This window comes from Bordetella petrii, from assembly GCF_020991325.1.
Taxonomy (GTDB): Bacteria; Pseudomonadota; Gammaproteobacteria; order Burkholderiales; family Burkholderiaceae_B; genus Bordetella_A; species Bordetella_A petrii_E.
Genome location: NZ_JAJMLX010000233.1, coordinates 1 through 7,246 on the forward strand (window position 1 = coordinate 1; position 7,246 = coordinate 7,246).

Sequence of the window (7,246 nt, forward strand, 5' to 3'; positions counted from 1 at the left end):
CCGGGCTGGCCAACAAGGCCGCGGCCAGCAGGCCGGCAGCGGCGCGCGCCCAGGGCGAACCCCGGCGGGTAATCCAGAAAACAGACATCTCAGACTCCGGTACAGGCGCCCGCGGCGCCGGGAGACCCAAGGTAAGCCATTCCTATTCATGCAGCTAGACACTAGAATTGACTACATTTATTTCCACTTTGGAATGCCATGGACACCTTGCAGGCCATGCAGGCCTTTGTACGGGCCGCCGAACTGGGCACGCTGTCGGCCGCCGCGCGCGAGGCCGGCATTGGCCAGTCGACGCTCAGCAAATGGGTGGCCGGGCTGGAACGCGAACTGGGTGTGCGGCTGTTCGAGCGGTCCACTACCAGGCTGGCGCTGACGGAACAGGGCCGGCGCTTTTACCGGCACGCCACCCGCGTAGTGGAAGAGTACGGCGTGGCCGTGGCCGACGCGCGCGGCCTGACGGAAAAACCGCAAGGCCTGCTGCGCGTGAACTCTGCCCTGGCGCTGGGCGAGCTGCGGCTGAATGCCCTGCTGCATGAGTTCATGGCGCAATACCCGGACATCGACGTGGAACTGATCCTGAACGACCGCTATGTCGACCTGGTGGAAGAAGGCATGGACGTGGCGCTGCGCCTGGGCAGCACGCTGCCTCCGCAGGCCATTGCGCGCCGCATTGCCCATTCGCCCCGCTATCTGGTGGCGGCTCCCGGCTATTTGCGGGGCCGCCCGGCCATTACCGCGCCCGCCGACCTGGAACAATGCCGGCAGGTGCGGTTTGCCTGGCTGAGCGCAGGCGACACCATCGAACTCGGCCAGCCCGGTTCCGACACTCAGTCGGTACTGGTGCCCTGCCGCTATCGCGTCAACAGCGCCCTTGCCGTGCGTGAAAGCATTGCGCTGGGGGCCGGCCTGGGCCTGGTGCCAGCGTGGCTGGTGCATGACATGGTGGCCGACGGCCGCCTGGTGCGCGTGCTGCCCGGCTGGCAGGCGCCCGCCCAGCAGGCGCACCTGCTTTATCCATCGCGCCGCTACCAGCCGCTGCGGACACGGCTGTTCATCGACTTCCTGGCCTGCCGCCTGCCCGTGGTGCCGGGCTTTGCCGCGCCGTAGCGCTGGCAGCAACGGTTGAATTAAGCTATCGCTTCCTAGGCACGAGGCAGGCGCCATGTTGGCTAACGGCAGGGTAATGCTTCTTCTGGCTTGCATCGTCGTGCTGGCGGGCTGCGCGTCGCCGGTCCGGTTGATGCCCACCCCGCTGAAGTTCACTACCGGTCACGCCGGCCCGTTCACGCAAGCCGGCGCCGACGGCGACAGTTCGTTCATCTCGGTTTTCTACGCCACCAATCGCGCCGTGCTCATCGAGGCGCGCCACCCCGTCTACACCATTTTCCCCAGTGACACGCTGCGCCTGGGTAACGCGCGCGTGCGCATCGGCGATGGCCAGCTCGACTGGGAACAGATCCAGGCGCTGTCGACATCCGAGACGCTGCGCGGCCGCCCCATACTCAGCCTGGAAAGCCTGGAAGAAATGGCTGCTTTCGACATCAACGACGGCGGCCCGCCCGATGCGCGGTCGCGGGCGCTGTTTTCCGATATCAACCGGGCGCTGGCCGCCAGCCCGCAGAAAGACCTGACCCTGTACGTGCATGGGTTCAACAACGCCGTCTGGCGCGGCACCGCACAGGCGGCGCAATTGCAGCACTTCACCGGCAGGCAGGCTGTCGTCATGGCGTACCTGTGGCCGTCGGCCGCCAGCCTGCTGTCGTACGCCACCGATGTACGCACCGCCCGGGCATCGGTTCCCGCATTCACCCGGCTGATGAGCACACTGCTTGCCCATACCGACGCCGAACACATCAACATACTGGCGTTCAGCGCTGGCGCGCGCATCGCCAGCGAAGGCCTGGCCACCCTGGTGCGTCCGCGAGGCGGCGAGTCGCCCGGCGATGTGCGGGCCCGCGTGCGGCTGGGCGAAGTGTATTTCGCCGCACCCGACGAAGACGTGGATCGCTTCGTCGCCGACCTGGCCGCCTATATTCCCTATGCCAGACGCGTCAGTCTGAGCGCGAACATGAACGACCGCGCGTTGCGGCTGGCGGCGCGCCACCAAGGCGTCACGCGGGCCGGACGCCCTCGCCGCGACTCCCTGGGCCCGGAGCAGTGGCAATTCGTGACCACGGCGGCTCGGCACCTGAACCTGGACCTGATCCGCATCGATGCCTCCGACATCCCCGGGCTTTCCCGCCGGTCGCACAGTTTCTGGTACGAAAATTCGTGGGTCAGCAGCGACGTGCTGATGCAGTTCCTGTGGCACAAGGCGCCCGGGGAACGCGGCCTGGAATCCCATGACACCCCGGAAGGCCTGCGCTTCTGGGCTTTCCCGCCCGACTACGTGCAACGTATCGAGAACCTGCTGCTGCGGCGCCAGGGACACGGCCCGGACGCGGAGACTCCGGCGCCGCAAGGCGCCGCGGCCCTTCGCCGCTAACGCGGCGGCAACGACCCCGACGGGTCTACCGGCTTGCCGCGGTAGCGCACCTCGAAATACAAGGCCGGCCCGCTGCGGTCGGAACTACCCATTTCGGCGATCTGCTGGCCTTGCGAGAGCTTCTGGCCTTCCTTGACCAGCACCCGGCTATTGTGGGCGTAGATACTGAGGAAATCGCCCGAGTGCTGGACGATGACCAGGTTGCCATAACCGCGCAGGCGGCTGCCGGCATACACCACGCTGCCCGGGGCCGCGGCCTTCACCGGCGTGCCCGTCTTGTTGACGATGGTAATGCCCTTGGATGAACTGCCGTTGTAGCGATGCGTGACGGTGCCCTCGGCCGGCCAGACCAGCTTGATGCCCTTCAGGGCGGCCGCGGTGGCAGCCGGCGTCGGGGCGGGCTTGCTGGCGCTGGCCGCGGGAGCCGCGCCGCTTGCGCCATTCACCCGCAGCATCTGCCCTTTGCTGATGCGATTGGGGTTGGACAGATTGTTCAGCCGCATCAGTTCCGACACGCTGGTATTGTGCTCGCGCGCGATCTTGCTCAGCGTGTCGCCCGACTGTACGCGGTAATAGCCCGCGCCGGTCTTGGTGGAACTGCAGGCCGCCAGCAGCATGACCAGGCAAAGGCCCAGCGCCATGCCGGCGCGGCGCCAGGCCGGATCGGCCCGGCCAGGGCGTTGCGGCGCATAAACAGGGAAAGTAGTTTGAATAGCAGGCACTGACAGCGTATGGATGTGGGTAGGCAAGTCACCAGAAGGGTAACAAGAATCGCTGTAACAGGCTTGTGCATTTGAATCAAGCTCTACAGCGCCCTACACCGACAAATGCCGGCGCACGTCTTCGCTGTCCATGTCCGGACGCGCGCCCTGCGCCACCACTTCGCCGCGCGACAGCACCACGAAGTGGTCGGCCAGTTCGCGCGCAAAATCGAAGTATTGCTCGCACAGCAGGATGCCGATGTCGCCACGCTCGCGCAACAGGCGGATGACCCGTCCGATGTCCTTGATGATGGAAGGCTGGATGCCTTCGGTGGGCTCGTCCAGGATGATCAGCCGCGGCTCGGCCACCAGGGCGCGGGCAATGGCCAGTTGCTGTTGCTGGCCGCCCGACAGGTCGCCGCCGCGGCGGTTCAGCATGGTTTTCAGCACCGGGAAAAGCTCGAACACCTCGTCCTTGATGCGGCGCGCGCGCGAACCCGGAAAACGCGCCATGCCCATGACGATGTTCTCGTGCACCGTCAGCCGCGCGAATACGTCGCGGCCCTGGGGCACGTAGGCCATGCCCAGCTCGGCGCGGCGGTGCGGCGGCAGGCGCGAAATATCCTGCCCGTCGAACATCACCTTGCCGCCGACTACCGGCAGCACGCCCATCAGGCATTTCAGCAAAGTGGTCTTGCCTACCCCGTTGCGGCCCAGCAGGCCCAGGCATTCGCCTTGCCGCAGCGACAGCGATACGCCGCGCAGCGTGTGGCTGCCGCCGTAGTATTGATCGATGGCTTGCACTTCCAGCATGTCAGCGCCCCAGATAAACTTCGATGACCCTGGGGTCGGCCTGCACCTGCGACATGGTGCCTTCGGCCAGTACCGACCCTTCGTGCAACACAGTGACCTTGCCGCCGTCGGCAATGCGCGACACGAAATCCATGTCGTGCTCGACCACCATCAGGGAATGCCGGCCCCGCAGTTCGTTCAACAGCTCGCCGGTGCGTTCGGTTTCGGCGTCGGTCATGCCCGCCACCGGCTCGTCCAGCAACAGCAGCTGGGGTTCCTGCATCAGCAGCATGCCGATCTCCAGCCACTGCTTCTGGCCGTGCGACAGCAGGCCGGCCACGCGCTGCGCCGCGCCGGTCAGGCGGATCAGGGCCAGCGTGTCGGCAATGCGGTCGGCCTGCTCGCTGCTCAGGCGCGCAAACAACGTGGGCCGCACGCGCTTGTCGGCCTTCATGGCCAGCTCCAGGTTTTCGTACACGGTGTGCTGCTCGAACACGGTGGGACGCTGGAACTTCCGGCCGATGCCGGCATGGGCAATCTGCGCCTCGTTCAGCGTGGCCAGGTCGATGTTCTGGCCGAAAAAGGCCGTGCCCGCGGTGGGCCGCGTCTTGCCCGTAATGACGTCCATCATCGTGGTCTTGCCCGCGCCATTGGGGCCGATGATGCAACGCAGCTCGCCCACGCCGATGTCCAGTGTCAGGTCGTTCAGCGCCTTGAACCCGTCGAAACTGACAGTGATGCCGTCCAGGTACAGGATGGCGCCGTGGGTGGTGTCCACGCCGGCGGGGTTCACCCGGCCGTACGATGCCTGCCCGCTGGGCCCGCCATTATCATCCAGGGCCGCGTCCGCGGCGTTGCGTGTATGGATCATGCCGTGTGCTCCTGGCGGCGCGTCATCCAGCGCCGCACCAATCCGACGATGCCCTGCGGCAGCAACAGCGTCACCAGCACGAAAATCAGGCCCAGCGCGTACAGCCAGAATTCCGGGAACACGCTGGTGAACCAGGTTTTCAGGCCGTTGACGGCGCCCGCGCCGATAATGGGGCCGATCAGCGTGCCGCGGCCGCCGGTGGCCACCCAGATCACCATCTCGATGGAATTCTCGGTGGACATTTCGCCGGGGTTGATGATGCCGACCTGCGGCACGTACAAGGCGCCCGCAATGCCGCACATCACCGCCGACAGGGTCCACACGAACAACTTGAAACCCAGCGGCTCGTAGCCGATGAAGCGCACGCGGCTTTCCGCGTCGCGCACGGCGGTCAGCACACGCCCCAGCTTGGACTGCGTGACCGCCCGCGCCAGCACCAGCGCGCCCAGCAGCACCGCCAGCGTCACCCAGTACAGCGTGGCGCGCGTGCCCGGCGCCGTGATGTCGAACCCCAGGATGCGCTTGAAGTCCGTAAAACCGTTGTTGCCGCCAAAGCCCGTGTCATTGCGGAAGAACAGCAGCATGGCGGCGAAGGTCAGCGCCTGCGTGATGATGGAAAAATACACGCCCTTGATGCGCGACCGGAAGGCGAAGTATCCGAACACGAACGCCAGCGTGCCCGGCACCAGCACCACCAGCAGCATGGCGTACCAGAAGTGGTCGGTGAAAGCCCAGTACCAGGGATATTCCTTCCAGTTCAGGAACACCATGAAATCGGGCACGTCGCTTTGGTAGACGCCGTCGCGGCCAATGGACCGCATCAGGTACATGCCGTGCGCGTAGCCGCCCAGCGCGAAGAACAGGCCGTGCCCCAGCGACAGGATGCCGGCATAGCCCCATACCAGGTCCAGCGCCAGCGCGGCCAGGGCGTAGCACATGAACTTGCCCAGCAGCGCCACGGCATAGGCCGACACATGCAGGGCATGGCCCGGCGGAAACACCAGGTTCAGGAACGGCAGCAAGGCCAGCACGAAGGTGGCGGCGGCCAGGGCGGCCCAGGCCTTGGGCGTGAACAGCGGGCGCCGCGCCAGCGCGGGGTGGGCGGCGGGAACATTCAGGATGGCGGTGTTCATTCGGCGCTCCTGCCGCGCGGGGCGAACAGCCCTTGCGGGCGCTTCTGTACGAACAGCACGATCAGCACCAGGATGGTGATCTTGGCCATGACGGCTCCGGAATACGGCTCCAGGAATTTATTGATGGTGCCCAGGCCCAGGGCCGCCACCACGGTACCGGCCAACTGGCCCACGCCGCCCAGCACCACCACCATGAACGAATCGACGATATAGGCGCGGCCCAGGTCGGGCCCGACATTGCCCAGCTGCGACAGCGCTACGCCGGCCAGCCCGGCAATGCCCGACCCCAGCCCGAATGCCAGCATGTCCACGCGCCCGGTGGGCACGCCCACGCAATCGGCCATGCGGCGGTTCTGCGTAATGGCGCGCACGAACAGGCCCAGCCGCGTATGGTTCAGCAGCGCCCATACGAACGCCACCACCAGCACCGCGAAAACAATGATGGCGATGCGGTTGTACGACAGCACCAGGCTGCCCATCACCGTAATGCCGCCGCTCATCCAGGAAGGGTTGCTCACTTCCACGTTCTGCGCGCCGAACAATGTACGCACGCCCTGCATCAGCATCAGGCTGATGCCCCAGGTGGCCAGCAAAGTTTCCAGCGGGCGCCCGTACAGCCAGCGGATCACCGTGCGTTCCAGCGCCATGCCCACCAGCGCGGTGGCCACGAAGGCCGCCGGCAACGCGGCAATGACATACGCATCCATCCACTGCGGCATCCACTGGCGGAACAGGCCTTGCACGGCGTAGGTGACGTAGGCCCCTATCATCAGCAGTTCGCCGTGCGCCATGTTGATGACGCCCATCAGCCCGAAAGTAATCGCCAGCCCCAGGGCGGCCAGCAGCAACACGCTGCCCAGGCTGATGCCGTAGAACAGATTGCCCATCCATTCCACGTTGGACAGGTGCCGCTCGATGCGCCGCAACGCCGCCTGCGCCGCCGCGCGCACCCGTTCGTCGGGTTCCGCATGGCGGCCCTGCTCATCCAGCAGCAGCAGGGCCGACAGCACCGGCCGAAACGCCGCGTTGCGGCTGTTGCCCAGGGTTTCGGCGGCCTGGCGGCGCACGCTGGCGTCATCGCTTTGCAGCTGCAGCGTGGCGGTGGCGATCTCCAGCGCCGCCTGCACCCGTGGGTCGGTCTCGGCTGACAAGGCCTTTTCCAGCATGGGCAGGGCGGCGATGTCGGTACCGCGCTGCAGTCGCTGGGCCGCCGCCAGGCGTTGCGCCGGATCGGTCGCGTGCAGCCGGGCGGTGGCCATCGCGG

Annotated in this window: 7 protein-coding genes; 2 read left to right on the top strand and 5 right to left on the bottom strand. The window is 66.4% G+C overall.

All coding sequences use genetic code 11. The features are described 5' to 3' along the window. The first annotated feature begins 198 nt into the window (after positions 1-198). A complete protein-coding gene (locus tag LPZ50_RS19115; protein WP_230663753.1) occupies positions 199-1,107 on the top strand; it encodes a LysR family transcriptional regulator in 909 nt (302 codons plus the stop codon). Positions 1,108-1,183: 76 nt separating this feature from the next. Beyond that, on the top strand, positions 1,184-2,485 hold the full coding sequence (locus LPZ50_RS19120; RefSeq protein ID WP_230663756.1) for an alpha/beta hydrolase: 1,302 nt from the start codon (positions 1,184-1,186) through the stop codon (positions 2,483-2,485). Here LPZ50_RS19120 and LPZ50_RS19125 read toward each other — a convergent pair. The 5 genes from LPZ50_RS19125 to urtB form a co-directional block, all read right to left on the bottom strand. Beyond that, entirely contained in the window at positions 2,482-3,126 is a 645-nt protein-coding gene (locus LPZ50_RS19125; RefSeq protein WP_230663759.1) for a LysM peptidoglycan-binding domain-containing M23 family metallopeptidase, read from the bottom strand. The genes LPZ50_RS19120 and LPZ50_RS19125 overlap by 4 nt on opposite strands. A gap of 174 nt (positions 3,127-3,300) precedes the next feature. After that, positions 3,301-3,999 carry an urea ABC transporter ATP-binding subunit UrtE gene (gene urtE, locus LPZ50_RS19130; RefSeq protein WP_230663762.1) on the bottom strand — a complete coding sequence of 233 codons (699 nt, stop codon included), beginning with the start codon at positions 3,997-3,999 and terminating at the stop codon, positions 3,301-3,303. 1 nt (position 4,000) lies between these two features. Beyond that, entirely contained in the window at positions 4,001-4,849 is an 849-nt protein-coding gene (urtD, locus tag LPZ50_RS19135; protein ID WP_230663765.1) for an urea ABC transporter ATP-binding protein UrtD, read from the bottom strand. Further along, the gene (urtC, locus tag LPZ50_RS19140) at positions 4,846-5,982 is read right to left on the bottom strand and encodes an urea ABC transporter permease subunit UrtC (RefSeq protein ID WP_230663768.1); all 1,137 of its coding nucleotides are present in this window, start codon (positions 5,980-5,982) and stop codon (positions 4,846-4,848) included. Before urtC ends, urtD begins: the two co-directional genes overlap by 4 nt. Further along, positions 5,979-7,246, bottom strand: a 1,268-nt coding sequence (gene urtB / locus LPZ50_RS19145; RefSeq protein ID WP_230663770.1) for an urea ABC transporter permease subunit UrtB, incomplete at its 5' end; no start/stop codon positions are given. The genes urtB and urtC, both read right to left, overlap by 4 nt.

Coding starts and splice junctions, on each gene's coding strand:
- LPZ50_RS19115 (WP_230663753.1), top strand. CDS start 199: ATGGACACCTTGCAGGCCATGCAGGCCTTTGTACGGGCCGCCGAACTG.
- LPZ50_RS19120 (WP_230663756.1), top strand. CDS start 1,184: ATGCTTCTTCTGGCTTGCATCGTCGTGCTGGCGGGCTGCGCGTCGCCG.
- LPZ50_RS19125 (WP_230663759.1), bottom strand. CDS start 3,126: ATGGCGCTGGGCCTTTGCCTGGTCATGCTGCTGGCGGCCTGCAGTTCC.
- urtE (WP_230663762.1), bottom strand. CDS start 3,999: ATGCTGGAAGTGCAAGCCATCGATCAATACTACGGCGGCAGCCACACG.
- urtD (WP_230663765.1), bottom strand. CDS start 4,849: ATGATCCATACACGCAACGCCGCGGACGCGGCCCTGGATGATAATGGC.
- urtC (WP_230663768.1), bottom strand. CDS start 5,982: ATGAACACCGCCATCCTGAATGTTCCCGCCGCCCACCCCGCGCTGGCG.